At 59.2% G+C, this 23764-nt stretch carries 21 protein-coding genes, 1 tRNA gene and 1 riboswitch; of the genes, 10 read left to right on the top strand and 12 right to left on the bottom strand.

Features of this window, described 5'->3' with window-relative positions; genetic code table 11:
* Nucleotides 1–52: 52 nt before the first annotated feature.
* Together ACW5XC_RS03000 and ACW5XC_RS02995 are read left to right on the top strand one after the other, a co-directional pair.
* Nucleotides 53–1210, top strand: a complete 1158-nt coding sequence (locus tag ACW5XC_RS03000; protein WP_042055478.1) for an efflux RND transporter periplasmic adaptor subunit — start codon at nt 53–55, stop codon at nt 1208–1210.
* A gap of 15 nt (nt 1211–1225) precedes the next feature.
* Entirely contained in the window at nt 1226–4360 is a 3135-nt protein-coding gene (locus ACW5XC_RS02995; protein WP_042055476.1) for a multidrug efflux RND transporter permease subunit, read from the top strand.
* An 86-nt stretch (nt 4361–4446) separates the two neighbouring features.
* On the opposite strand, the gene ACW5XC_RS02990 is transcribed toward ACW5XC_RS02995, so the two are convergent.
* Nucleotides 4447–4536, bottom strand: a tRNA-Ser gene (locus ACW5XC_RS02990).
* A 391-nt stretch (nt 4537–4927) separates the two neighbouring features.
* On the opposite strand from ACW5XC_RS02990, the gene ACW5XC_RS02985 reads away from it, so the two are divergent.
* Together ACW5XC_RS02985 and ACW5XC_RS02980 are read left to right on the top strand one after the other, a co-directional pair.
* Nucleotides 4928–5884, top strand: coding sequence for a L,D-transpeptidase family protein (locus ACW5XC_RS02985; protein ID WP_042055474.1), 957 nt, complete (start codon nt 4928–4930; stop codon nt 5882–5884).
* 39 nt (nt 5885–5923) lie between these two features.
* Nucleotides 5924–6913: a DUF481 domain-containing protein gene (locus tag ACW5XC_RS02980; protein WP_042055473.1), complete on the top strand. Its 990-nt coding sequence runs from the start codon at nt 5924–5926 to the stop codon at nt 6911–6913.
* A 65-nt stretch (nt 6914–6978) separates the two neighbouring features.
* On the opposite strand, the gene ACW5XC_RS02975 is transcribed toward ACW5XC_RS02980, so the two are convergent.
* The 4 genes from ACW5XC_RS02975 to ACW5XC_RS02960 form a co-directional block, all read right to left on the bottom strand.
* Nucleotides 6979–8394: an SLC13 family permease gene (locus ACW5XC_RS02975; protein ID WP_042055470.1), complete on the bottom strand. Its 1416-nt coding sequence runs from the start codon at nt 8392–8394 to the stop codon at nt 6979–6981.
* 245 nt (nt 8395–8639) lie between these two features.
* Nucleotides 8640–9365: a MaoC family dehydratase gene (locus ACW5XC_RS02970; protein WP_042055466.1), complete on the bottom strand. Its 726-nt coding sequence runs from the start codon at nt 9363–9365 to the stop codon at nt 8640–8642.
* 245 nt (nt 9366–9610) lie between these two features.
* On the bottom strand, nt 9611–10582 hold the full coding sequence (gene rlmF / locus ACW5XC_RS02965) for a 23S rRNA (adenine(1618)-N(6))-methyltransferase RlmF (protein ID WP_042055463.1): 972 nt from the start codon (nt 10580–10582) through the stop codon (nt 9611–9613).
* Nucleotides 10583–10730: 148 nt separating this feature from the next.
* Nucleotides 10731–11219, bottom strand: coding sequence for a C40 family peptidase (locus ACW5XC_RS02960; protein ID WP_005334331.1), 489 nt, complete (start codon nt 11217–11219; stop codon nt 10731–10733).
* 275 nt (nt 11220–11494) lie between these two features.
* Between ACW5XC_RS02960 and ACW5XC_RS02955 the strand changes: the two genes are divergently transcribed.
* Both ACW5XC_RS02955 and ACW5XC_RS02950 read left to right on the top strand, forming a co-directional pair.
* Nucleotides 11495–12217, top strand: a complete 723-nt coding sequence (locus ACW5XC_RS02955; RefSeq protein ID WP_042055461.1) for a 4'-phosphopantetheinyl transferase family protein — start codon at nt 11495–11497, stop codon at nt 12215–12217.
* Nucleotides 12214–13062, top strand: coding sequence for a tetratricopeptide repeat protein (locus tag ACW5XC_RS02950; RefSeq protein WP_005353298.1), 849 nt, complete (start codon nt 12214–12216; stop codon nt 13060–13062). Before ACW5XC_RS02955 ends, ACW5XC_RS02950 begins: the two co-directional genes overlap by 4 nt.
* Nucleotides 13063–13234: 172 nt before the next feature.
* On the opposite strand, the gene ACW5XC_RS02945 is transcribed toward ACW5XC_RS02950, so the two are convergent.
* Complete coding sequence (locus ACW5XC_RS02945; RefSeq protein WP_005334342.1) at nt 13235–13477, bottom strand: Lpp/OprI family alanine-zipper lipoprotein; 243 nt, start codon at nt 13475–13477, stop codon at nt 13235–13237.
* Nucleotides 13478–13702: 225 nt separating this feature from the next.
* Nucleotides 13703–14356 carry a 3,4-dihydroxy-2-butanone-4-phosphate synthase gene (ribB, locus tag ACW5XC_RS02940; RefSeq protein ID WP_042055519.1) on the bottom strand — a complete coding sequence of 218 codons (654 nt, stop codon included), beginning with the start codon at nt 14354–14356 and terminating at the stop codon, nt 13703–13705.
* Between the two features lie 104 nt (nt 14357–14460).
* Nucleotides 14461–14617: riboswitch (FMN riboswitch) on the bottom strand.
* A 259-nt stretch (nt 14618–14876) separates the two neighbouring features.
* On the opposite strand from ribB, the gene purU reads away from it, so the two are divergent.
* On the top strand, nt 14877–15713 hold the full coding sequence (purU, locus tag ACW5XC_RS02935) for a formyltetrahydrofolate deformylase (RefSeq protein ID WP_005344188.1): 837 nt from the start codon (nt 14877–14879) through the stop codon (nt 15711–15713).
* Nucleotides 15714–15792: 79 nt separating this feature from the next.
* On the opposite strand, the gene ACW5XC_RS02930 is transcribed toward purU, so the two are convergent.
* Together ACW5XC_RS02930 and cls are read right to left on the bottom strand one after the other, a co-directional pair.
* Complete coding sequence (locus ACW5XC_RS02930) at nt 15793–17055, bottom strand: DUF945 family protein (protein WP_042055459.1); 1263 nt, start codon at nt 17053–17055, stop codon at nt 15793–15795.
* A gap of 107 nt (nt 17056–17162) precedes the next feature.
* Nucleotides 17163–18644, bottom strand: a complete 1482-nt coding sequence (gene cls, locus ACW5XC_RS02925; protein WP_005361740.1) for a cardiolipin synthase — start codon at nt 18642–18644, stop codon at nt 17163–17165.
* Nucleotides 18645–18741: 97 nt separating this feature from the next.
* Here cls and ACW5XC_RS02920 point away from each other — a divergent pair, with 97 nt between their 5' ends.
* Nucleotides 18742–19284 (top strand): DUF1439 domain-containing protein, encoded by a 543-nt coding sequence (locus tag ACW5XC_RS02920; protein WP_042055457.1) that lies wholly within the window; start codon nt 18742–18744, stop codon nt 19282–19284.
* Between the two features lie 5 nt (nt 19285–19289).
* Here ACW5XC_RS02920 and ACW5XC_RS02915 read toward each other — a convergent pair whose 3' ends face one another.
* Nucleotides 19290–19730, bottom strand: a complete 441-nt coding sequence (locus ACW5XC_RS02915; protein ID WP_041980377.1) for a GNAT family N-acetyltransferase — start codon at nt 19728–19730, stop codon at nt 19290–19292.
* A gap of 328 nt (nt 19731–20058) precedes the next feature.
* Between ACW5XC_RS02915 and ACW5XC_RS02910 the strand changes: the two genes are divergently transcribed.
* Complete coding sequence (locus ACW5XC_RS02910) at nt 20059–20808, top strand: lytic transglycosylase domain-containing protein (protein ID WP_408649420.1); 750 nt, start codon at nt 20059–20061, stop codon at nt 20806–20808.
* 92 nt (nt 20809–20900) lie between these two features.
* Here the strand turns inward: ACW5XC_RS02910 and aqpZ are convergent, their stop codons facing one another.
* Nucleotides 20901–21590 carry an aquaporin Z gene (gene aqpZ / locus ACW5XC_RS02905; protein ID WP_005361747.1) on the bottom strand — a complete coding sequence of 230 codons (690 nt, stop codon included), beginning with the start codon at nt 21588–21590 and terminating at the stop codon, nt 20901–20903.
* Between the two features lie 270 nt (nt 21591–21860).
* Nucleotides 21861–22073 carry a DUF1653 domain-containing protein gene (locus ACW5XC_RS02900; RefSeq protein WP_005334366.1) on the bottom strand — a complete coding sequence of 71 codons (213 nt, stop codon included), beginning with the start codon at nt 22071–22073 and terminating at the stop codon, nt 21861–21863.
* 381 nt (nt 22074–22454) lie between these two features.
* On the opposite strand from ACW5XC_RS02900, the gene ACW5XC_RS02895 reads away from it, so the two are divergent.
* A complete protein-coding gene (locus ACW5XC_RS02895) occupies nt 22455–23669 on the top strand; it encodes a pyridoxal phosphate-dependent aminotransferase (RefSeq protein ID WP_005334367.1) in 1215 nt (404 codons plus the stop codon).
* Nucleotides 23670–23764: the final 95 nt, after the last annotated feature.

Raw genomic sequence — 23764 nt, 5'->3', positions numbered from 1 at the left:
ATGCACTCTCCGGTCACATCACACCGGAGAGACGGTTTAACGAGGTGAGTGGATGATGTTTGTCAAACAGCGGTATGCGGGCGCCCTGCTCGCCGTCATTGCCGCATTCGGGTTGGCGGGTTGCGATGTCGCGCCGCAAGAGCAGGAGGCACCCGCCCTTCCTCAGGTATCGGTGCTGACTCTGACTGGTCGGGAGCTGGTCATCAGCGAGGATCTGCCCGCCCGGGTGGCGGCACTGCGCAGCGCCGACATTCGCGCCCAGATTAGCGGCATCGTACAGCGCCGCCTGTTCGAGCAGGGCGCCGAGATCAGCACAGGCACAGTGCTGTTCCAGATAAACCCGGCCCCCTTCAAGGCCGATGTCGACAGCGCCGCCGCCGCATTGCAACGGGCCGAGGCCGTGCTGGCTCGCGCCCGCATCCAGATTGAGCGCCTGCAGCCGCTGCTGCGCACCGACGCCATCAGCCGCCAGACCTATGACGATGCGGTCTCCCAGCGGGATCAGGCGGCTGCCGATGTAGCCCAGGCCAAGGCGACTCTGGCCCGGCACCAGCTGAACCTGCAATTTGCCAGCGTGGAGGCCCCCATCGCCGGGCGCATCGATCAGGCGCTGGTGAGTGAAGGGGCCCTGGTGTCGCCCACCGATGCCACCCCCATGGCCCGGATCCAGCAGATTGATCAGGTCTACGTCGATGTGCGCCAACCGGCCTCGGTGCTGGAATCCCTGCGCCAGCAAGCTGGCTCAACGGCACCGGAACTGGCGGTAGAGATCCTCGGTAGCAATGGCACACCGCTGGGAATGCAGGGGCGCATCCTCTTCTCCGGCATCGAGGTCGATGCCGGGACCGGCGACGTGCTGCTGCGGGTGCTGGTGGATAACCCTGAGCGGCGGCTGTTGCCCGGCCTCTATGTGCAGGCGCGCATCCCCCGTGCCCGCTATGCCAACGCCCTGACCGTGCCCCAGCAGGCGGTAGTTCGCACATCGGGTCAGACCAGCGTGTGGGTGTTGGATGGCCAGGGGCAGGCACAGCTGGTTCCGGTTAATACCGCAGAACTGGTGAATGGCCAGTACCGCATCGCGTCCGGGCTCAGTGCCGGGCAACAGGTGGTGATCGAAGGGATCGACCGTCTGACCCCGGGGGTTCAGGTCACAGCTTCCCCCTGGCAACCACCCGCTGTCAGCCAACCGGCTGACGGTGGCATTCGCTGAATCGGAGAGTTATCCATGCCGCAGTTTTTTATCCATCGCCCGGTGTTTGCCTGGGTGATCGCCCTGTTCATCGTGCTGGCAGGGGTCATCGCCATCCCCGAGCTCCCCATCTCCCGCTATCCCTCGGTGGCGCCGGTGTCGGTGACCCTCTATGCCACCTATCCGGGCGCCACACCGCAGACCCTGAACGATGCGGTGGTGAACCTTATTGAGCGCGAGCTGTCGGGAGTGAAGAACCTGCTCTACTTCGAGTCGTCGGTGGACGCCTCGGGCAGCGCGCAGATCACTGCCACCTTCAAGCCGGGCACCGATCCGGAGCTGGCCCAGATGGACGTGCAAAACCGCATCAAGGCGGTCGAGCCTCGCTTGCCACAAGCGGTGCGGCAAACCGGCCTGCAGGTGGAGTCCGCCTCATCCGGCTTTCTGATGATGGTCGGCATGACCTCACCGGATGGCCGCTTCGATGAAGTTGCCCTCAACGACTACATGGCACGCAATATTGTGCAGGAGCTGCGCCGCATCGACGGGGTAGGACGAGTGCAGCTGTTCGGCGCCGAGCAGGCCATGCGCATCTGGGTAGATCCGGCCAAACTCGCCGCCTACGGGCTGACCATCGGCGAGGTGGCGCAGGCCATCGAGCAGCAGAATATCCAGATTGCCCCGGGGCGCCTCGGTGACGAACCCTCCCTGCCGGGGCAGCGCCTGACGGTTCCCCTCACGGTTCAGGGGCAGCTGACGACCCCCGAGGCATTCGCCGCCATCGTGCTGCGAGCCGGTGGTGATGGCGCCAAGCTGGTGCTGGGTGATGTCGCCCGGGTCGAGCTGGGGGCGCAATCCTACGCCTTTTCCAACCGCGAGAACGGGGTAGCCGCCACCAGCGCCGCCATCCAGCTCTCCCCCGGCGCCAACGCCGTGCGTACCGCCGATGCGGTGCGCACCCGTCTCGCCCAGCTCGCTCCCACCCTGCCGGCGGGCATGGCCTATTCGATCCCGTTTGACTCGGCCCCCTTCGTCAAGGTCTCCATCGAAAAGGTGATCCACACCCTGCTGGAAGCCATGGTGCTGGTGTTTATGGTGATGTTTCTCTTCCTGCAGAACCTGCGCTACACCCTGATCCCGGCCATCGTCGCCCCCATCGCTCTGCTTGGCACCTTCGCGGTGATGCTGCTGGCCGGTTTTTCGATCAACTCCCTCACCATGTTCGGCATGGTGCTGGCCATCGGCATCATCGTCGACGACGCCATCGTGGTGGTGGAGAACGTCGAGCGCCTGATGGCCACCCGGGGGCTGTCGCCCCGGGAGGCGACGTCGCAAGCCATGAAGGAGATCACCGGGGCGGTGATCGGCATCACCCTGGTGCTCACGGCGGTGTTCCTCCCCATGGCGTTTGGCAGCGGCTCAGTGGGGGTCATCTACCAGCAGTTCACCCTGTCGATGGCGGTGTCGATCCTGATTTCGGCCTTCCTCGCCCTGACCCTGACGCCTGCGCTCTGCGCCACCCTGCTGCGTCCGGTCAGTCCGGATCATCATGAGAAGCGCGGCTTCTTCGGTGCCTTCAACCGGGGTTTCGAGCGGTTCACTGCAGGCTACGGTGCGCGGGTAACCCGGCTGGTCGGGCGCAGCGGACGGATGATGGCAACCTTTGCCGCCCTCTGCGCCGTGCTGGCCATCGCCGCCGCCCAGCAGCCCTCCTCTTTCCTGCCGGACGAGGATCAGGGCTACTTCATGACCTCCATCCAGCTGCCGACCGGCGCCACCAGCGAGCGTACTCTTGAGGTGGTCAAGGCCTTCGAGGCTCACGTCGCCTCTCGCGAGGCGCTGGACACCAACCTGGTGGTGCAGGGCTTCAGCTTCTCCGGCGCAGGCCCCAATGCGGCCATGGCCTTCACCATGCTCAAAGATTGGGATCAGCGTCATGGCGCCACGGCAGCCGAAGAGGCAGATCTGGCACAAGCAGCCATGGCAAACATTCCTGAAGGCACGGTAATGAGCCTGCTGCCACCCGCCATCGACGAGCTGGGCACCGCCTCCGGCTTCACCCTGTTCCTGCAAGACAGGGCCAACCGGGGAGATGCCGCGCTGCTGGCCGCCCAGGCCCAACTGCTGGAACTGGCCGCCAAAAGCCAGGTAGTCAGTGATGTGTATCCCGACAATCTGCCTCCCGGCGAGAGCATTCACCTCGAGATCAACCGACAGAAGGCCGAAGCCATGGGACTCTCGTTCGCCAGCGTGAGCAGTACCCTGTCGGCCGCAATGGGGTCGCTCTACGTCAACGACTTCCCCAACGGCGGGCATATGCAGCAGGTCATTCTGCAGGCCGACGCGTCGGCGCGCATGCAGCTCGATGATGTGCTCGGCCTGCGGGTGCGCAATGCCAGCGGCGGCATGGTCCCCCTGCGGGAGGTAGTGACACCGGAATGGCGCGAATCGCCGCAACAGATGATGCGCTTCGATGGCTTCCCTGCCGTGCGTATTGCCGGGGGGGCAGCGCCCGGCATCTCCAGCGGAGCGGCGATGGCGGAGATGGAGCGTGTGGTGGCGCAATTGCCGCCAGGCTTCGCATTGGCCTGGACGGGACAGTCGTTGCAAGAGCGCCAGTCGGCCGAGCAGGCCCCCCTGCTGATGCTGTTGTCGGCGCTGGTGGTCTTCCTGGTGCTGGCGGCACTCTACGAGAGCTGGTCGATCCCGCTCTCGGTGATGCTGGTGGTGCCGCTGGGCCTGCTCGGTGCTGTCGCGGCCGTGATGCTGCGCGGCATGCCCAATGACGTCTTCTTCAAGGTGGGCATGATCACCATCATCGGTCTGTCGGCCAAGAACGCCATCCTCATCGTGGAGTTTGCGCGCCAGTTGCACAGTGAAGGACGCTCGCTGCTTGATGCGGCTGTTACTGCTGCCCGCCTGCGCCTGCGCCCCATTCTGATGACCTCGCTGGCCTTCACCCTCGGGGTGGTGCCCTTGATGCTCGCCAGTGGCGCCAGCGCGGAGACCCAGCACGCCATCGGCACCGGCGTGTTTGGCGGCATGATCAGCGGCACCCTGCTGGCCATCTTCTTCGTACCGGTCTTTTTTGTCTTCATCATCGGGGCGCAGCAGCGCCTGCACTCCTGGCAGGCACGGCGAGCATCCAACAGCATTAATCCGGCTCGATGACCACAGATACACAGTCAGCCAGATAATTCCTCAGCACATCACCAAAAGAAAAAGCCCAACCTGCTAAACAGGTTGGGCTTGGTATGTGGCGGAGAGACAGGGATTCGAACCCTGGGTGGCATTGCTGCCACAATTGATTTCGAGTCAATCCCGTTCGGCCACTCCGGCATCTCTCCGTGGAGAGAGATTTTTACCCAAGCTGGGCCGAGGATGCAATAAAAATTTCTTAGATATCAAATGGCTGAATCAGATATCTGAGAGCAGGCTCACAATGCGGCGCGTGCTGTTCGCGTTGCTAGGCCACCCTGCATCCACCCGACATTAACCCGCTCGCACACCTGGCCATTATCCACGTCGTGATATTCCCCCATTGCCATGAGGCGCCTCTTTTTCCTGCTTGGCGCTCAAATTTATGGGTGATGCCGATTTTGGCCGGTTTCCTATGTATCCCCACATCATTACAGGTGCGCGGCAAGCTGGTAATCATGGGCTGATTGAGGAACAATCGCGCCATTCTGGCGGCTGTGTTGATGATGTTCCGCCCCGATTGAACTGATGGATCTCCTTATGCGATTGCCAAAACTCATGCCCCTCTCCATAACGCCTGCCCTTTCCATGCTGCTGGCAGCCATCCTGCTTTGCGCCGCGCCGGCAGAGGCCAAACGCTACCCGCTGCCACCTGCCGGGAGTCGCCTCATCGGTGAGCTGGAGGATTACATCATCCAGCAGAATGAGCATCTGGAGCTGGTTGGCAAAAATACACAAATTGGATTTTTGGCGCTGCTTGAAGCAAATCCGGGTGTAGACCCCTATTTACCCAAGCCGGGCACCCGCTTGACGCTGCCCACCCAGATGCTGCTGCCTGATGTGCCTCGCGAGGGGATCGTCATCAATCTGCCCGAACTGCGCCTCTACTACTTCCCCAAAGGGAAAAACGAGGTCATCGTGCTGCCCATCGGGATTGGTGATATCGGCCGCGAGACTCCGGAGATGACCACCACCGTCATCGAGAAGAATCCCAACCCGACCTGGGTGCCCGGCCCCATGGTGCGCAAATCCTGGCTGGAGCAAAAAGGGATCACCCTGCCCGCCGTGGTGCCCCCCGGCCCGGAGAATCCCCTCGGCAAGTTCGCCATGCGCCTTGGCTATGGCAAGCGCGACTACCTGATCCACGGCACCAACAAGGATTTTGGCGTTGGCCTGCGGGTAAGTGCAGGCTGCATCCGGCTGCGACCTGACGATATCGAAGCCCTGTTCAAGATTGTGCCGATCGGCACGTCGGTACGGGTCATCAATCAACCGGTCAAGGTAGCCATCGAACCGGATGGTCGCCGCTGGCTGGAGGTACACTCCCCGCTCTCCCGCACCGAAGAGGAGCTTGAAAATGGCGCCCCGCTGATGCTATCACCGGCCATAGAGAGCTTTATCAGCGCACCTGATGTGATGCAGGATGAGGTGACGGCGGCGCTGGAGAGCAAAAATGGCCTGCCCCGCCCCATCAGCAGCCAGCTTGTCAGTGGTTAAGTCAGCAGCGCCCGAGTCGCACCGGAGTCACCTTACCTCATGAAATTCCTGCCCCTCCTACTCCTGTTGGCCTGTCACTCCTTGTGGGCCAAGGACATCCTCTGGATGAGCAATGGCGACCGTCTGACCGGCAACATCGAGGAGGTGACCGAACAGTCGGTGCGCATCGCCCTGCCCTACAGCGGCGCAGTCACCGTCCAGCGGGAGGCCATCAAACGCTGGCGCATCGATAAAGAGGACAAACCCAAGGCAACGGCAAAGGGTGGGCTCAAGCTGTTCGAGGATGACCAGGATGAACGCAACGCCTGGCTCTGGACCGGCAGCGGCGATCTCAATGTCAAACTCAAACAGAATGACAAGCAGACCAACAACGTCAACCTCAAGTGGAAAAGCGAGCTGGCCAATCTGGACTGGCGTTACAGCTTCTCCGGTGAATATACCTATGAGACCGCTGACAACGTCACCGACAGCCATGATTATCAGCTCAACCCTACGCTGGACTACTTCTTCAACCAGCAGTGGTTCTTGCGCACCTCACTCGATGCCGAATATGACATGCTGGATAAAGATCGCTATCTCTACATGGACTATGGCTCGGGGCCTGGCTACCGCTTCTGGAACGACAAACGCCGCCGACTGGAGCTGATGGCCCAAGGGGGATTAAGCCGACTCTACTTCCGTGAAGATAGCGAGGTTCCCAAGATTTTTCTGGGTGAACGGGTCATTGACTACCCCTTCGCCGGTTTTAACTGGGATTATCGCCAACCTTTCTCCCTCTGGCAGGAGAAAATGGAGCTGTTCAGCCAGGGGCGCTATCTGAAATATCTGGCACAAGCCTCCCCCTATTTCACCCGTAATCAGGATCTGAAAGGCAGCATAGGATTGCGCTACTACTTCAACGACCATCTGCGCCTCTCCTGGTCGAGTGAGCTGGATTGGGAAGATGCTGACATCCTTGTTGACACAGGCAGCCCGGAACCCCGGGAAAGCGAACTAAGACACCTGCTCAGCCTTGGCGCCAGTTTCTAGCCCCCCACCCCAACACGCAAAGAGGAGCCAAATCGGCTCCTCTTTGCTTCAGGCTGACAGGCTCGCTAGATCAGCCCCCAAGCGGCAATCTGGTAGATCCATACCATCGCCAGCAGTGTGCCGACCAATCCCATGATGACGCCGATGCGCACCATCTGGTGGCTCTCCACCAGACCGGTGGCGTGGGCCAGCGCATTGGGGGGGGTACTGATGGGCAACGACATCCCGAGCGAAACCGAAATGGTGACCGCCAGGATCAGGGTGTGACTGCCACCCCACTCGGCCAGCTCCGGCATGCTGACCGCCAGTGCCGCCACCAGTGGCAGCAGCAGATTGGCGGTTGCTGTATTGGACATAAAGTTGGCCATCACCACTGCCAGCAGACAGGCGCCGACCAGCACCGCCAGCGTGGAGTATTCGTGGAACGGAATATGGGTGATGAGCCGCTCGGCCAACCCGGAGTCCTCCAGCGCCAGCCCCAGCGCGATACCGCCCGATACCAGCCAGAGCACGTCGAGGGAGATCTTGTGCAGATCGTCCTTGGTGATGATGCCGGTGGTCAGGAACACCGCTACCGGGATCATGGCGACCACGTAGGAGCTCATGCCATGCAGATCCCCCAGTAGCCAGAGCACTATGGTGGTGATAAAGGTGAGGTAGACCACCCAGGCGCGAGGGGTCTGCATAAAGCGCCCCTCAATCTTGAGATCCATCCGCTTTAGAGTGCTCGGGAAGAAGCTCCCCAGCAGAAACCAGCCAAGCAGCAACAGCAATACCACAAAGGGCACCGCAAATCCCATCCACTGACCGAACGAGATGGCATGCTCGCCGGTCAGGTATTTGAGGGCCACTGCGTTGGGCGGAGTGCCGATGGGAGTGCCGATCCCCCCGAGGTTGGCCGCCAGCGGAATGGCCAGCACAAAGCCGATTTTGGCCGGGTCCTTGTCGGGAAACGCCGCCAGCACAGGGGTAAGGATGGCCAGCATCATGGCGGTGGTGGCGGTATTGCTCATAAACATGGAGAAGGTGGCGGTGATCAACATCAGCCCCAGCATGACGATCCGGGGATCCTGACCAAACGGGCGCAGCAACACCCGCGCCAGATTGACGTCCAGTTGGTATTTGGTCGCCGCAATGGCGAGGAAAAAACCGCCGAGAAACAGCATGATAACCGGCGAGGCAAAGGTCGCCATCACCTCGGTGGACTTGAGCAGCTCACCAAAGCCCGGCTCTGCCTTGTCGGCAGTCATGAACCAGAGCCCCTTGTCGGAGAGCAGCAGCAGCTCCAGCACGATGATCAGCACCGAGGTAGCAAAGATAGGGATGGGCTCCAGGATCCAGCAGAGGGCGGCCAACACGAAAATGGCCACGACCCGCTGCTCGATGACGGTGATCCCCTCCAGCGGGATCCAGTGGGTCGGGATCAACAGGATGGCGAGGCTCAGCAGCAGTGGCAGAATAATCTTGTTATTGATGGGCACTATTGTCTCCAGGATCGGGAGTAAGAAGCCAATAGTGGCATAACATGCTATCGCCTCACGCGGCCAACTCGCCAAAATGAGAGCTGGCTAACTGCACGGCGCACCGTTTTGTGAGTCATATCAAGCTAGGGTCGGCGCGCGATGGCTGACGCCTCAACCCTTTCAACAAACAGGCAAAAAAACGGGCCCGCTGTTCGTTGCACACGACAGCGGGCCCGTTTCACCATTCATGCCGATGAGGGGGCTCAGAAGTAGATGCGGGTCACCGACTCGATGACGCAACCCGGGCGGCGGATCCCTTCGATCTCCACCTTGATCTCTTTGAGCAGCTCCAGCCCACCCTTGATGGGGGTGACCCGGGCCAGCTTGGTGCGGGCGCGGATGTTGCTGTCCACCTTGATGGGATACGGGAAGCGTACCTGATCCAGCCCGAAGTTCACCACCATGCGGGCGGTCGGGAACTCGGGGGTGGCCTCATCGACCGAGCCGGTCAACTGCGGCAGCAGCGCCAGGGTCAGGAAGCCGTGGGCGATGGTGGTCTTGAAAGGCGACTCGGCGGCCGCACGCTCCGGATCGGTGTGGATCCACTGGTGATCCCCGGTCACGGCAGCAAACTGATCGATCATCTGCTGGCTGACGTGCAGCCACTCGCCGACATGGGTCTCTTCACCAATGCGGGCCTGCAGGGCGGCATAGAGCTCGGCCGCCTCGGCCCCCAGCTCAACAGCGGGTTCCTGAGCCACGGCAGGCTGACCGTTGGCTACTTGTGCCACGGTTGCTGCATCCTGTTGCTGCTCGTTCTGGGACTCGGCTTGCAAGTCCAGCACACGCCCCAGCAAAGGGTGAAGATGTGCCTTTTGCTGAAACTCACGCCAGTAGTCGCGGATCGCCGGAGAGAGCCAATCCTTGAGCTCAAAGGGGTGCTGCGCCAGAATTTCGCGCTTGCGCTTCAGAAAATCGACAACTTTCATCTACCGATCCCTATTTGATTCAATGCCTGTAAAGAGGTCTAACCAGTCCTATTTTATTAAAGTTTCAGCTGTAAGTGCAAAAAAATCTCGGCGTACACCTGTACCAAGGCGGAAGTAACTACTTACATCATCTAAACCAGCACGATCTGCCAATGAGGAAATCGATTGCCAAAGATGCCGCCAGCAGGGGAAATTCGCGGGGCTCATCATGAAAAAAGGCCCTCATCGGGCCTTGTGGTGGGGAGTCAGCGCGCGCTCGACCAGCCGCTACGCAATCCCACTTCATCCAGAAAGGACCAGGCGAGGATCCGGCTCACCTTGTTGCCCTGTGCCATGTCGATCACCCGAACCTGACGCGCCCCCACCCGGCTCAACGCCTTTTTCGCCCCCGGCAGATTCTCTTTTTTCGACACCAGCGAGCTGAACCAGAGACACTGAGTGGCAAACTCCTTGCTCTGAGCAATCATGTTGGCCAGAAACGCCGCCTCGCCCCCTTCGCACCAGAGCTCGGCCTTCTGGCCGCCAAAATTAAGCACAGGGGCGCCTGTCACCTCCTTGCCCAGATTGCGCAGCTTGCGCTCCGTCCCCTTGCTCGCCTCCTTCAGCGACGCATGGAACGGCGGATTGCACAGCGTCAGAGCGAAGCGCTCCTTTGGCCCTATGATGCCGCGAAACACATGGTTGGGATTGCCCTGCAGACGACACTCAATCTGGTTGCCGAGTCCGTTGCTCCTGGCCAGCAGGGTGGCCGCCTTGACCGAGACCGGATCGATATCCGATCCGACAAAACGCCAGCCATATTCGCGGGCACCCAGCAGCGGATAGATGCAGTTTGCCCCCACCCCGATATCCAGCACCCTCACCCCCTTGCCGGTAGGGAGCTGGCCTGCGCTCTCGGCCAACAGGTCGGCCGCCCAGTGCAGGTAGTCCACCCGTCCCGGGATAGGCGGGCAGAGGTAACCGGCAGGCAAGTCCCAGTGGGCAATCCCGTAGTGATGGGCCAGCAGGGCGCGATTGAGGGTCTTCACTGCATCGGGATTGGCAAAATCGATGGTGCGGGTGCCGTAGTCATTGATAAAGACATGAGCGGCCAATTCGGGAGTTCGCAGGCAAAGCGCCTCAAAGTCGTAACCCGCCTGATGGCGATTACGGGAGTGAAGTCCGGATTTACGGTCGCCCGACTTGGGGCCACCGGCTGATGGGATGCGGGGTTTCATGCTGAGCCTGCCGAAGAAAACGGGCCCACACTATAGTGATTTGACTCGGGAAAGTCTAAACGAGGGCAATAAAAAACCGGGCTATCGAGCCCGGTTCAAGTGAGGTTGGAAAAACAGTCCGTACTGCGAGCCGTTTGTCCAGCCTGACTCAGATATCGATCCGGCGAGCTTGCCAGAACTTGTTGCGCCAGTATTGGCTATCCAGTTTGGAGCGCGTCACACCGGCGCGGGTCGAAGCGTGGATGAATTCGCCATTGCCGACATAGATACCAACGTGGTTGAGACGACGATTGATTTTGAAGAAGACCAGATCACCCTCGACCAGATCCTGCTTGGAAACGCGCGTCCCTTCATGGACTTGGGAACGGGTATCGCGGGGTAATTCGATACCGACGGCATTGCGGAACACTTCACGGGCAAAGGCGGAACAGTCAATACCACGCTGGCTGCTGCCACCCATCCGGTACGGAACACCACGCCACTCTTTATATACAGTCAGGATTTCATTCACATCGGGTGTCTGGGAAGCTTCCGGTTCGATGACAGGTTCAACCATGGAAACTTCGATCTTGCTCGCGACCTCGGGTTGGGGTGCCGAGGCACAACCCACCATTCCGAGCGCGACCAGCAGTAGCATCAGGTGGCGCAATCCTTTATCCCCGCTAAATAGTAAATCTTGTTAAAATACGGCCCCAAAGGGCAATTTATAAGGCAACAGCACCCGACTATATCCAAGAATTCTATCGAGGCAAGTGAAAATCCCTATCAAGCTCACATTTTTGCAAGGAAATGCACGATTTTTCATAATTAATGTGAGCATGCCCAAACAATATACAATCGCAAAAAGAGCCTTGGGCCTCATAGATAACTGGCTTTTATCCCTGCTTCAGCACCTTTTTAAAGTGAAAAATCATGATCAAAACCGATCTTTTTTTGTTAAAACCGGCCAGGGTATGCCAGGAGCTGCTTGCTCAATTGCCTGAATGGCTGTCAACCGATGAGCAGCATATCTGGCAAGCCATGACCCATCCTGAACGGCGTCAGGAATATCTGGTGAGCCGCGCCCTGCTGCGCCAGCTATTGGCCGAGCGGCTGCAACAACCCGCCGCCAGTCTGCAATTTTGCAACGGCCCCCACGGCAAGCCCCGACTGCATGATGATGCTTGGCAGTTCAATCTGAGCCACAGTGGCAGCTGGCTGGTGCTGGCGCTCTGCCCGCAGGGGCCGCTTGGAGTGGATATAGAACTGGGCAAACGGCGGCGGCATCCCCTCCCCCTGGCCCGCCGCTTTTATGCACAGAGTGAATATGAGTGGCTCTGCGCACAGCCTGCTCAAGAGCAGGAGAGCGCCTTCTACCGGCTCTGGTCACGCAAGGAGGCGGTACTGAAAGCCCACGGTGGCGGCATAGCGGCGGGGCTGGAGAAGGTGCGATTTCTCCCGAAGGAAGGATGGCGACTCGACAACCGGCTCGATGACACCCCTTATCAGGTACAGGATTGGCCCTTTGCCAGCGGCTGGCTCAGCCTCGCAGCGGCGGCAGCCCCTGTGACCTTTTACCGGCTGGATGAGCGCTTGAATTGCCACTCGCTTAACCCCATGTTACTCAACACCATTTCTGAAGAGTCCAACTCATGATCGTCGACATTACTCCCCAGAATTTTCACGCTGAACTTATCGATGCGTCCATGAAGAAGCCGGTCGTCATCTATTTCCATGCTCCGCAGATGCCGGAGTGTCAGGGGATGACACCGCTGATCGAATCACTGGTTGGGCCCGCCAATGAGCAGGTCACCCTGGCCAAGGTGGATATGAACGATCCCCAGTTGCAGCCGCTGGCCAGTCAGCTCGGCCTGCGCGCCCTGCCGGCGCTGGTGCTGTTCCATCAGGGTCGCCCTGACGAACAGGGGATCATCGAAGGGCCGCAGGATGAAGCCACCCTGCGCCAGTATTTCGCCGCCTTCGCCCCCAAAGAAGAGGAAGAGTTGCTGGCCAAGGGGCAACAAGCACTGGCTGACGAGCAGCCCAGCATCGCCTATGCCCATCTGACCAAGGCACACCAGCTGGCTCCTGAACGTCACGACATCAGCCTGTGGCTCATTCAAGCTGCGCTCGACCTCAACCTGCTGGATGAAGCGCAGGAGCGCCTCGGCACCATCCCGATGGCGGCGCAGGATGGCCACTTCCATACCCTGAGCTCACGACTGGCGCTGGCCCTGCAAGCGGCAGACAGCCCGGAGCTGCGCGCGCTGGAAGCCCGCCATGCTGAACAGCCTGATGATTTTGCCCTGGCTCAGGAGCTGGCGGTGCAATACAACCAGGCTGGTCGTCAGGAAGAGGCGTTGGGACTGCTGCTGGAGATCCTCAAGCGGGATTTGGCATTCGGCGATGCCAGAAAGACCTATCTCGATATTCTGGCGACCATGGGCAGCACACCGGCGGCGCAGAGCTACCGTCGCAAACTCTATAGTCTGCTCTACTGAGCGGAATCGAACTGGCTGGTAATGATGGGGGAGTGCCGGGAGACCGGCATGACCTCATGGGTCAAGTACGAAGAAGATATTGTGGGAATAAGGTGCTGTGGGAATAGTGGAGATACGGTGAATTTCAGGCAAAAAAAAATGGCGCAAAACTGCGCCATTTTTTTCGCATGGATTACTTCTTGTAGGAAGTAGCCATGTTGTCGATGCGCTGGTTAGCACGCATAGCTTCTTGCTTGGCTTCGGCAACATCAGCAGCGATTTTGGACTGATCAGCACGAACTGCGCTAACATCTTGAGCCAGTTGGTCAACTTTGTTAGACAGATTCTGAACGGAAGTTTCCAGTTCGCTGGTGTTTGCACAACCGCCCAGCAGAGCGGACAGACCAACAACACCTACCAACAACAATTTTTTCATTTTTAAAGCTCCCTTGAACTCGCCAGACGTTTAGCAAGCGGCGTGATTATGGCACAAAAAAATCCTACTTTGCATAGTCCCCACCACAGATAAATGCATTAAAACCCTCATTTTTTTTTGAATGGACAGTTTTTGTCCAGATTCGTCTAAAAAATGAGTGCCGTGTGGTGGGGGCACGGACAAAGGTTAACCAAATTTTTGCCTTATTACAATTTCGTATGAGGCTCAGGCTGTACGTTCTGACGACAATTGACGATATTGCACCAGATCCTCGATGGTCAGCACCGGCATCTGGTGCTTGCGACCGAACGCAACAAGGTCTGGCAGACGCGCCATCGAGCCATCTTCTTTGGTCAATTCACACAACACACCAAACGGTTTGAGACCAGCCAGCAGCATCAGATCGACCGTCGCTTCGGTATGACCACGGCGGGTAAGCACCCCACCGGTTCGCGCACGCAACGGGAAAACATGACCCGGGCGATGCAGATCACCCGGTTTGGCGCCGTCTGCGATGGCTGCACGGATAGTGGTGATGCGATCAGCCGCCGAGACACCGGTCGTGACCCCCTGCGCCGCTTCGATGGTCACGGTAAAGGCGGTCTGGTAGTGGCTGGAGTTGGCCTCCACCATCATCGGCAGTTCGAGCTGGCGAACCCGCTCGTCGGGCAGGCAGAGGCAGACGATACCGGAGCACTCGCGGATCATCATCGCCATCTGTTCATTGGTCATGGATTCGGCGGCGAAAATGAGGTCGCCCTCGTTCTCCCGATCTTCATCGTCGGCCACCAGCACGCCGCCTCCGGCACGCAAGGCAAACAGAGCCGCTTCGACACGGGCAACGGGATCACCGAATTCACTGAGTAGAGACTGATTCATGGTAAAACTCCTAAACAAGACAAGGACCAGAATCAGGGCATGGAAAGGCAGACAGAGATGGGCATGCAGCGGCCAGCCCACAAGGGCCAACGCGGCAAGGTCTGTCTTATCCTCTTTCATCCGGACTATGACCGTCGGCTCCGGCATCTCACCGGATCTGCTGACCCCGACCTGGCAATCAGCCAAGTCGGGCGCTCGCGGGCTCCCCGAGTCAATCGGGATACCGCCGGTGGGGAATTGCACCCCGCCCTGAGAATAAGCGCAGACAGCCTAAAGAAAAACGGTTGCAGATACCAGCCAAAATCCCCCGCAGGCTGAAAAGCGTTTCAACATTGCGCCCGGGATCCCGCTCTGCGGCCTGCTCGCCAGCGCGAGAGGCTATGACTGGCGAATTTCTTTATGGCGCGGATCGGTTTATGGCATAGTTCCCGAAACCAAAAAACAGGGCCCGAAAAGAGAGCCTGAACAACGCTGCCGGCGCAGACAGCAGCGCCAACACCACAAACGGAAAATGACAGAGATGGAAAAGAAAATACTGCTCACGGATTGCCCGGATGCCAAAGGGCTCATCGCCAAGATCACCAACATCTGCTATAAGCACCAGCTCAACATCATCAAGAACGATGAGTTTGTGGATCACGAGAATGGCCGCTTCTTTATGCGTACCGAGCTGGAGGGACGCTTCAACGACGAGACTCTGCTGGCCGACCTCGATGATGCCCTGCCCACCGGTGCCCAGCGCCGTCTGGTCAAGGCGGGCAAGAAGCGCATCGTCATTCTGGTCACCAAGGAGACCCACTGCCTCGGCGATATTCTGATGAAGAACTATGCGGGCGCGCTGGATATGGATATCGTCGCGGTGATCGGCAACTACGACACCCTGGCCGAGCTCACCGGCAAGTTCGATATCCCGTTCCACACCGTCAGTCACGAGGGTCTGAGCCGGACAGAGCATGAAGAGCAGGTACGCGCCATCATCGACAGCTATGAGCCTGACTATGTGATCCTGGCCAAGTACATGCGGGTGCTGACCCCGAGCTTCGTCGAGGCCTACCCGCGCAAGATCCTCAACATCCACCACTCCTTCCTGCCCGCCTTCATCGGTGCCCGCCCCTACCGGCAGGCGTTTGATCGCGGCGTCAAGCTGATCGGCGCCACCGCCCACTTCGTGACCGACGATCTGGATGAAGGCCCCATCGTCGAACAGGACGTGATCCACGTCGGTCATGCCTTCAGTGCGGACGACATGGCCAAGGCGGGTCGGGATGTGGAGAAATCGGTACTGAGCCGCGCGCTGGAGCTGGTACTGAACGAGCGAGTGTTCGTCTACGGCAACAAGACGGTGGTCTTCAAGTAATTCGCCCACACGGCCCGTATGCAAACGCCAGAAACAACAACGGCTCCCGCGGGAGCCGTTGTTGTTTCTGCGCCGAGTGTCAGAGCGGCAGATCGTTTACCGTCACCGCGCCCTTCTCCAGCTTCAGCTCGGAGGTCAGCGCTTGCTTGTCGGCCTTCAGATAACCCATCAGGGTCAGCTGATCGAGCATGGGGGCCAGTTGCGGCACCGCCTTGCCCAGCTTGTCGCTGAGGCTGGCATGCAGCACGCCGGAGAGGGCCTGCATCCCCGCGTCGCTGTTGAACAGCTGCTCCAGCGAGGTGGAGGCCAGCTTCACGTCCCCCTTCATGGTCACCGCCTCACCGTTGAGCTTGGCGCTGAGATCGGCCAGTTCAAGGGTCGCGCCACGTTTGAGCATCTTGTCCAGCGCCTGCTGGATGGCGGCATCTTCAACCCCCTTGCCACCGGCGGCCTGCAGCCCCTGATACCCTTCCAGATCCAGACCGTTGAGGTTGAGCGCCAACTTGCTGTCGGTCACCGCCAGGGTGTCGGTCTCGTTCTCCAGATCCAGCTTGGCAATTTTCATCTGATAGCTGCTGGAGAGGGTCTGGGCATCATCACCGGTCAGCTGAGTCTCGGTGGTCATCCCCTGCAGGGCGACCTTGACGCTGTCAGGCAGTTGCACCGTGAGGGCCGAGAGGGTCATCTCGCTCTGGGGCGAGAGGAGCACACCGCTGATCTCGGCAATGTCGGCACTCCCTTTCAGATCGGCCAGCACCAAGTCCATCTTGCTCTGCTCTTCATGGACCGTCATCCCCTGCCAGGTCATGGTGAGGTGACCATTCCCCTCCAGATTGCCGTGGAACTCACCGCTCAGGGGCAGGAAGCTGAACTCGTCCAGCCCCTGTTTGATCTTGAATTCATTGGCCCAGAAACGGCTGCTGTTACCCTGGGTCCAGAGACTGGTGACCGACTCCAGACCGAGTTCCCACTGCTCCATGCCCAGTGCGGTAAAGACCGGCGCCAGAGTGCCATTATGGGTATCGAGCAGGAAGTGGCTCTTGATGTAGAGCGGCAGGATCTGGCTCTTGACCACCAGTTGCAGCTCGATGGGCTGACTACCCTCCAGCTCGCTGTCGATGGCAGCCAGCTCCTCCGGCGTCACCACGACCTTCAGGATCCCGTCACGGGTGAAAAGGTTGCTGCTGCCCGGCTGCCATTGCATGTCGAGCCCACTCTCTTTCTCCACCTTGGCGATCTGCTCCGCCATGATGTTGTCGAAGCTGTTGCCCGTGTACCAGCACGCAGCCAGACCACCACCTACCAGTGCCGCACCCACGGCGAGGGCCACTATCTTTTTCATATATCCATGTGTCTCCAGGGAGTTGTCACTGCACTCTACGGGGCGGACTCGGGGCTAGGCAAGTCCAATCAGATGGCGAGTCCACTTTCTTGCGGCTCGCCACAACATCACAGCAAGGGGCTGAAGAGATAGAAGATGTTCTCCATCGCCTTCTTGTACCAAGGGCGGGCCTGCCATTGGGCCAGGGTCATCGGGGTGGCTTCCGCCATATAGCCCTGTACCAGCCGGGTCATCTGAGCCACGAACGAGGGGTTGTCCACCAACAGGGTCACCTCGAAGTTGAGCCAGAGGCTGCGCCGATCCAGATTGACCGTCCCCACCAGCGCGAAGTCATCATCCACCAGCACGCTCTTGGTATGGAGCAGACCGGCATCGTAGCGGTAGATCTCCACCCCGGCCGCCAGCAGCTCCTCCATAAAGGCGTTGCAGGCGTAATTGGCCATGATGGAGTCGTTGCGTGCCGGCAACACCAGCTGCACCTGCACCCCGCGCGCCGCTGCCGAACTGAGTGCCGCCGCCAGCGGATCGTCGGGTACAAAGTAAGGGGTCGTCAGCACAAGATGGCTGCGCGCCTGATAGATGGCCAGCAGCAGGCTCTGCTGGATGCAGTCGCCGCCGACGAAGGGGCCGGACGGGATCAGCTGGGCGCGGTAGTTGGTCTGGGGCCAGGCCTCCGGCTCATGCTGCAGACTGTCGAGCAGCCGCTCGCCGGTCTCCATCTCCCAGTCCCAGACAAAGATCGACCACATCAGCGGCACCATGGGCCCCTGCACCCGGATCATGATGTCGACCCACTGGCCGACCCCGGCATCCTGTTTGAAGAAACGGGGATCCACCATGTTCATGGAGCCGGTGTACCCCACCCTGTCATCGATCACCACCAGCTTGCGGTGCATCCGCAGATCCTGACGCTGGAACAGAATGCGCCAGGCGCCGACCGGCAGCACCTCCACCAGCTTGACCCCCGCCTTGCGCAGCTTTTTGGGCCAGTGGGAGCGGAAGAACTGCTTGCTGCCCACCGAATCGAGCAGCAAGCGACAATCCACGCCGCGTTGCGCCACTTCAATCAGCGCCTCGCACACCTCGTCGGCATCGCCGCCCGGATGCCAGATATAGAACTCCAGATAGCAGGAGAGCGTCGAACGACGGATATCCTGGGCAATCTCGCGCAAGATCCAGTCCGGCTTGTTGAGCAAGGTCATGCGGTTGCCGGAGAGCATCGGCATGGCGAGCCGTCCCTGGATGAGATCGTGCAGCGGCTGTGCCTTGGCGCCCACTTCGCAGCAGTGTTGCGGGAACAGACGGGCCAGTTGGCGGATCCAGATGGCATAAGGGCGATACATGGCCTGGGCGCGCTCGGCACGGCGGCGCCCCAGCTTTATTTCACCAAACAGCACATAGAAGCCCACCCCGGCAAACGGAATGGCATAAATCAGCGCCAGCCAGGCCAGCGACACCCCGATGGGACGGCGTTTCATCACCACCCGAAACGACACACCGGTGACAATCACGGTATGAAAAAGCAGTAGCAGCCAACCCAGAAAACGGGAAAACAGCAGTTGAAGATCGTGTTCCAGACCGTTAAACAACGGGGACTCCTTCTAATCGACAAACAGCGCGGTGGGCAGACCCCAACCGGCCGGGATGGTATGCTGTAAGGCAAATCCATTCTATCAGGTCGCACGCATGATCCTGCAATCTATGCTGCTCAGCCTGGCCATGCTAGGCCAAGGCTCATATGACATCAATGAGCAACAGATAAACCAGTACCTGCAATCTCAGGTGCAAGTCGACAAACAGCTGGAGCTGCCGGGCATCATCAAGGCCCATGTGACGCTTGAGCAGAGCGATGTCCAGATCGGTCGCCAACGCCCCGATACCGCCCGGGTCTATGGCAAGGGCAAGCTCAAAATCGCCCTGCCAGACAATACCGAATATGACGCCCGCCTGCAGATGACCTATGAGGCGAGACCCCGCTATGACAAGAGCCAGAGCGCGCTGTTTCTCGATAACATGAAGCTGGTGGAGTACAAGCTGGAGCCGGAGGCGGCCGAGAAGAAGTTCGGGCTGATGCTCAACATGCTGCTGCAGAGCATGGAGAAGCGACTCGAGACCAAGCCGGTCTACAAACTCAACGACAAGGATCCGGATCAGGCGTGGCTGAAGGAGAATCTGCTGGGGCTGGAGCTGTCACCGGGCAAGATCCACCTGCTGACCAAATCCCGCTAAACCGCTCAATTCAGGAGGGGCTGGGTGGTATCCCGTACCAGCAGCTCCACCTGATAACCCTGCTGCTGCTGCCGCTCGTAGAGGGAGAAAAGCGACCCGCTCAATTGATTGAGGGGCATATCGGCAAACCCGGCCTTGAGATAGAAAGGCTTCTCAAAGGGCAGCGCCTGACAGACCACAGGTTTGTCCAACAGACCGTGGCAGGCGTGCTGCAACAGACGTGACCCCAATCCCAGCGACTGGTAGTGGGGCAACAGGCGAAAGCCGCACAGATGGTAAAACTCCTCCTCGTCCCGCAACCGAACCGCCCCCACCAGCCAGTGAGCATCACGCACGACAAAGATCCGCTCGGCCAGATCCGGCACATAGTGGGAAAACGTCGTCTCGTAATAGTCCCTGATAAGGGAGAGGTCGGCGTCGCAGTACTCTTCGAAAGTGAGTTCCATCGCCAGCTTGCTTGTCACAGACAAATCCTTTGATAATCAGTTATTAGTGCCAGATACGGTGCGCTAATCCGACCACATGACGCCAGCACGATAGCATGCCTTTCGTCAACAAAAAAGCGGACGTCGTGGGCAGCTTGCTTACCCGGTGGAAGAGGCCATGACCCACCGCCCGACTGCCAAAACCGTGCTTTATGATGACAATCCTTTATTGCGGCGGATACTTTGATCCCGGTCACCGAATCGGATCATTTGCCCCCTGTTGGCCGCTTGTTCTGCCCTCGTCATGATGCTTTACTCAACATGGTCATCACAAGAAGGAGTATTAGGGTTGAAAGCATGGATGCTGGCAGGCCATATGTTGTTGATCCCCCTGAGCGGATGGAGCCAGACTCCCCCCCCCGCGGAGGTGATCTTCCTGACCGCAGCTCCCTCCCCCTTGCGTCCGAGCAAAGATGCCACTCCCGCCTCACAACCCGACACCGCTCAAACAGCGGCAGTCGCCACCAACGGCAAGAAGCAGATCCAGGTCTATAAATCGGTGCAACAAAACGGGGTGGTTCGCTACTCCGATATGGCACCCGAAGAGGGCCATTACGAGCTGCTGCTGTTCAACGACTGCTTCGCCTGCGACCCCAAATCCAGCGTCAACTGGCAGACCACAGGGCTGTTTCTCTATGACTATGCCAGCACCATCAAGGCGGCCGCCAAAACCTATCAGGTTGAGCCGGCGCTGATCCGGGCGCTGATCCATGCGGAATCCGCTTTCAATCCGCTGGCGGTCTCCCGTAAGGGGGCGATGGGGCTGACCCAGCTGATGCCCGCCACAGCGCGGGAGTTGGGGGTCGGCAATGCCTTGCTGGCGGAGCAGAATATCTTCGGCGGGGTGAAATACCTGGCGGGACTGCTCAAGCAGTATGACGGCAACGTGGCGCTGGCGACCGCGGCCTACAACGCCGGCGCGGGCGCCGTACAAAAACATGGCGGTATCCCGCCCTATGCGGAAACCCGTGCCTATGTGGAGCGCGTCCAGCTCCTCCACCTGCGCTACAAAGAGATGCTGCAGGTCAAAGGGCTCTGAGGTTATCCTCGGTTAATGCTCTTTTCTCGCCCCTCCAGAAACAAAAAACACGCCCGCAGGCGTGTCGATACCACACTTTGTTTCGCAAATGATTACTTCTGCTCAGTCGCCACCAGGCGATAAGCCAGCGCACCCAGAATGGCACCGACAATCGGGGCAACCCAGAACAGCCACAGCTGGCTGATAGCCCAGTCACCGACAAACAGCGCAACACCGGTACTGCGGGCCGGGTTGACCGAGGTATTGGTCACCGGAATGCTGACGAGGTGGATCAGGGTCAGGCACAGACCGATGGCGATCGGCGCGAAACCGGCAGGCGCACGGCTATCGGTGGCGCCCATGATGACGAACAGGAAGAAACCGGTCATCACCACTTCACACACCAGTGCAGCAGTCAGGCTATAACCACCCGGAGAGTGCTCACCGTAGCCGTTGGAAGCAAAACCGGCAGAGAGATCAAACCCGGCCTGACCGCTGGCAATCACGTAAAGCACGGCAGCAGCGGCAATGCCACCCAGCACTTGCGCCACGATATAAGGCAGTACACCAGATGCAGGAAAACGGCCACCCGCCCACAGACCGACGGTCACGGCCGGATTGAGGTGGCAACCGGAGATATGGCCGATGGCAAACGCCATGGTCAGCACGGTCAGACCGAAAGCCAGCGAGACCCCCAGCAGACCAATCCCGACGTGAGGGAAGGCTGCAGCAAGCACGGCACTGCCGCACCCGCCCAATACCAGCCAGAAAGTGCCCATAAACTCAGCAGCAACAGGTTTCACATTATTTCTCCCATTTGAGATAACACCGAACAAGACCCGAGAAGGGCCCATGCTTGAACAAGCGCAGCATTATGGGAGTGTGAGTCCAGATTGCGAACCCGGCAGGCAGAGCTCATTGAATGTGATATTCGTCACAATTTGTTGATTAGATAAGGGATTTATCATTAAGACAGCCGGCTGCACATCTCATACCCAAGGGCGTCATGCGACAACTTGTGACACCGTTTAGCTCGAGTGCTCATCCCTTGAACGATAAAAACGGAGGCGTGGTCAGTCTCCTGCCGGGGCAAAACGGCTGACAACCTGCCCCTGATGCTCAATCCACTCCATAAACATGGCGACGGGTCGGGCATAGACCTGACCATCCTGCTCGGATTGATAAATGACCAGCTGCTCCTGGGTTTCGGTATGCAGAGCCAAGGCAAGCACTTGATAGTAACCCCCCTTGAAGTGGCGATAGCGGCCTGGAACGGGTGCTTGCATGGGAAAACCTCGCAGAAGTGAACACCGATGAGCGAACCACATAAAGATGACACCATGAGTGCCAGTCAACTCATCGAAAAGGGGGACGAAGACGATTTTTTACACAAGCCAATCGTGCCACAGGATCCGGATATTGCAACACAGTCAGGCAGCTTTGTTAATTCGTTCCCCATGTTTCACTAGTTAACCTTGGTTAGCACCAAAGATCGTGCTGAATTTAACGTTCTAGCAACCCTGTTTTAGGGCTAAAAATCAGGGAATTCTTCTAAAAAGAGGATTGTTCTAGCATTCAATTCTGTGAAGAATAGGGGAAAAGAAATTTGATACTAAAAATCGCCTTTTTCGCCAACGCGTCCCTGTGGGGAAGGAATCACTGTCACCATGTTCACAATCGACAAGTCGCACAAGCTCGACGATGTCTGCTATGACATCCGCGGCCCGGTGCATAAAGAGGCTCGCCGTCTCGAAGACGAAGGCCACCGCATTCTCAAGCTCAACATCGGCAACCCGGCCCCGTTCGGCTTTGATGCGCCGGAAGAGATCATCAAGGATGTCATCCTCAACATGCCGCTGAGCCAGGGCTACTGCGACTCCAAGGGGCTCTTCTCTGCCCGTAAAGCGGTGATGCAGTACTACCAGCAAAAAGGGATGCGCAAGGTCGATATCGACGACATCTACATTGGCAATGGCGCCAGCGAGCTGATCGTGATGGCGATGCAGGCGCTGCTCAACAATGGCGACGAGATGCTGGTGCCCTCCCCCGACTACCCGCTCTGGACCGCCGCCGTCACTCTCTCCGGTGGCCATGCGGTGCACTATCGCTGCGACGAAGGGGCTGACTGGTACCCGGATCTCGACGATATCCGCGCCCGCATTACCCCGCGCACCCGCGGCCTGGTACTGATCAACCCCAACAACCCGACCGGTGCCGTCTACGGCAGCGAGTTCCTGCTGGAAGTGATCGAGATTGCCCGCCAGCACAACCTCATCATCTTCGCCGACGAGATCTACGACAAGATCCTCTACGACGATATCTCCCACACCAGCGTCTGCACCCTGTGTGACGATGTGATGGTGGTGACCTTCAACGGCCTCTCCAAGGCCTACCGTGCCTGCGGCTTCCGTCAGGGCTGGATGGTCATCACCGGTCCAAAAGGCCGTGCCCGCGGTTACATTGAAGGGCTGGAGATGCTGGCCTCCATGCGACTGTGCGCCAACGTGCCGATGCAGCACGCCATCCAGACTGCGCTTGGCGGCTACCAGAGCATCAACGAGCTGATCCTGCCGGGCGGCCGCCTGCGCAAGCAGCGGGACAAGGCGTGGGAGCTCTTGAACGAGATCCCCGGGGTTTCCTGCGTCAAACCCAAGGGAGCGCTCTACATGTTCCCGCGCCTCGACCCCAAGGTGTATGACATCCGCGACGATCAGAAGATGGTGTTCGACCTGCTGCAGCAAGAGAAGCTGCTGCTGGTGCAGGGCACCGGCTTCAACTGGCCGGCACCGGATCACTTCCGGCTGGTGTTCCTGCCCCGCGAAGAGGAGCTGGAGGATGCCATCGGCCGCCTCGCCCGCTTCCTCAAGGGCTACAAGCAGTAAGCAAGTGTCTAGTCCTGAAATAGGTTTACACATTTTCAACTAGCATTTCTCTACTCAGAACCCCCTATGTACCGCATCGGGGGTTCTGTATTTCA

It is taken from the genome of Aeromonas sp. 25-AL00135, assembly GCF_054052385.1.
The sequence above is the reverse complement of the archived record's forward strand: the minus strand, read 5'-3'. Positions and strand labels throughout refer to the sequence as shown.

What these genes read in the sequence shown, in the direction of transcription:
- ACW5XC_RS02980 (WP_042055473.1), top strand. Translation starts at nt 5,924, where the DNA reads ATGAAATTCCTGCCCCTCCTACTCCTGTTGGCCTGTCACTCCTTGTGG.
- ACW5XC_RS02985 (WP_042055474.1), top strand. Translation starts at nt 4,928, where the DNA reads ATGCGATTGCCAAAACTCATGCCCCTCTCCATAACGCCTGCCCTTTCC.
- ACW5XC_RS02915 (WP_041980377.1), bottom strand. Translation starts at nt 19,730, where the DNA reads ATGGAACTCACTTTCGAAGAGTACTGCGACGCCGACCTCTCCCTTATC.
- ACW5XC_RS02920 (WP_042055457.1), top strand. Translation starts at nt 18,742, where the DNA reads ATGATCCTGCAATCTATGCTGCTCAGCCTGGCCATGCTAGGCCAAGGC.
- rlmF (WP_042055463.1), bottom strand. Translation starts at nt 10,582, where the DNA reads ATGAAACCCCGCATCCCATCAGCCGGTGGCCCCAAGTCGGGCGACCGT.
- ACW5XC_RS02895 (WP_005334367.1), top strand. Translation starts at nt 22,455, where the DNA reads ATGTTCACAATCGACAAGTCGCACAAGCTCGACGATGTCTGCTATGAC.
- ribB (WP_042055519.1), bottom strand. Translation starts at nt 14,356, where the DNA reads ATGAATCAGTCTCTACTCAGTGAATTCGGTGATCCCGTTGCCCGTGTC.
- ACW5XC_RS02950 (WP_005353298.1), top strand. Translation starts at nt 12,214, where the DNA reads ATGATCGTCGACATTACTCCCCAGAATTTTCACGCTGAACTTATCGAT.
- ACW5XC_RS02900 (WP_005334366.1), bottom strand. Translation starts at nt 22,073, where the DNA reads ATGCAAGCACCCGTTCCAGGCCGCTATCGCCACTTCAAGGGGGGTTAC.
- ACW5XC_RS02945 (WP_005334342.1), bottom strand. Translation starts at nt 13,477, where the DNA reads ATGAAAAAATTGTTGTTGGTAGGTGTTGTTGGTCTGTCCGCTCTGCTG.
- ACW5XC_RS02960 (WP_005334331.1), bottom strand. Translation starts at nt 11,219, where the DNA reads ATGCTACTGCTGGTCGCGCTCGGAATGGTGGGTTGTGCCTCGGCACCC.
- ACW5XC_RS02955 (WP_042055461.1), top strand. Translation starts at nt 11,495, where the DNA reads ATGATCAAAACCGATCTTTTTTTGTTAAAACCGGCCAGGGTATGCCAG.
- ACW5XC_RS03000 (WP_042055478.1), top strand. Translation starts at nt 53, where the DNA reads ATGATGTTTGTCAAACAGCGGTATGCGGGCGCCCTGCTCGCCGTCATT.
- ACW5XC_RS02995 (WP_042055476.1), top strand. Translation starts at nt 1,226, where the DNA reads ATGCCGCAGTTTTTTATCCATCGCCCGGTGTTTGCCTGGGTGATCGCC.
- purU (WP_005344188.1), top strand. Translation starts at nt 14,877, where the DNA reads ATGGAAAAGAAAATACTGCTCACGGATTGCCCGGATGCCAAAGGGCTC.
- ACW5XC_RS02930 (WP_042055459.1), bottom strand. Translation starts at nt 17,055, where the DNA reads ATGAAAAAGATAGTGGCCCTCGCCGTGGGTGCGGCACTGGTAGGTGGT.
- ACW5XC_RS02970 (WP_042055466.1), bottom strand. Translation starts at nt 9,365, where the DNA reads ATGAAAGTTGTCGATTTTCTGAAGCGCAAGCGCGAAATTCTGGCGCAG.